This window comes from Acinetobacter sp. YH12134, from assembly GCF_013418555.1.
In the GTDB taxonomy this organism is placed as follows: Bacteria; Pseudomonadota; Gammaproteobacteria; order Pseudomonadales; family Moraxellaceae; genus Acinetobacter; species Acinetobacter indicus.
On sequence record NZ_VPBT01000056.1, the window covers coordinates 1 to 1,145 of the forward strand.

The following is a 1,145-nucleotide window of genomic DNA, read 5'->3' on the forward strand; positions in this document are numbered from 1 at the left end:
GTTCAAATGGCGATTCAGCGTTTAATTGGTTTTGGGAAAAAAGAAGAGTTTAAGGAAATTTTGGCAATTTTAAGAAGGCAGAACCCTGATAGGATAAGGGTTCTGTGAAATTTGTCGTGTACAGAGAGAAAATTTAAAAGACTAATGGAACCATTTGATTTCTTTTATTTGAGTATGTTTCCCAGTGCTTACTGGAGAGAAATATCAAATATAAAATTTAATACCTCATTTAAAGCTTTTTATGGGAATGATAGATATCACAAAATAGCTGATTCACAGCTAAAAGAAATGTTGAAAAATTATCCCTTATTCTTTTATTTACATTATTTGGTTATTGTGTCAGGTATTTCAGGTACATTCCTCCTATTTTTTGCATACTTTTTAGAACAGTATCTTTAAAATTTAGAGTTCTATTGAAAACCGAGCTTAATGTCTCGGTTTTTTTCTGGAATGTGGCAGGTGAGCCTACAAACATAGTGAATGAAAAATAATTGCTAAAATATGCTAACCAAATACTTTCGAACATAATCTACTATTCATCGAATGCTAGAGTCTTACATTTACCTTTACAGCACCACGCAGAAATACGCATAAAATCCTAATCAAATGTATATAGGGTAAGGCTTACGAGATACTTTGAACCGTACCGGGTTTGTCGGAGACTTTTTATTTAAGTTAGGCCACCTGACCTAACGGGTTAATCTTATCATAGTACATTGCTTCAAAATCAAAAGGTGATACATAACCCAATGCACTATGTACACGCTTTTTATTGAACCAATCTACCCAGTTTAGTGTCGCAAGTTGTACATCCGCTAAACCTTGCCAATCTGCTTTTAAATATTCAATCACCTCTGTTTTGTATAAGCCATTCACCGTTTCAGCCAAAGCATTATCGTATGAATCACCAGTTGTACCGACTGATGCTCGTAAATTTGCAGCTTCTAAACGATTGGTATAGCGAATAGAAAGATATTGAACACCTCTATCGGAATGATGAATCACATTCTTTGGCATGCCTCGATCGTGCAATGCTTGCTCCAATGCACCAAGCACCATATCTGTATTCATCCGTGTCGATACTTTCCATCCAACAATTGCTCGTGAGAACACATCAATAATAAAGGCGGTATAGATCCAGCCTG

1 protein-coding gene is annotated in these 1,145 nt (G+C 35.5%); it reads right to left on the reverse strand.

Annotation, left to right across the window (positions count from 1 at the left end; translation table 11 throughout):
* Positions 1–675: 675 nt before the first annotated feature.
* Positions 676–1,145, reverse strand: a 470-nt coding sequence (locus tag FTU69_RS14665) for an IS3 family transposase (RefSeq protein WP_180088922.1), incomplete at its 5' end; no start/stop codon positions are given.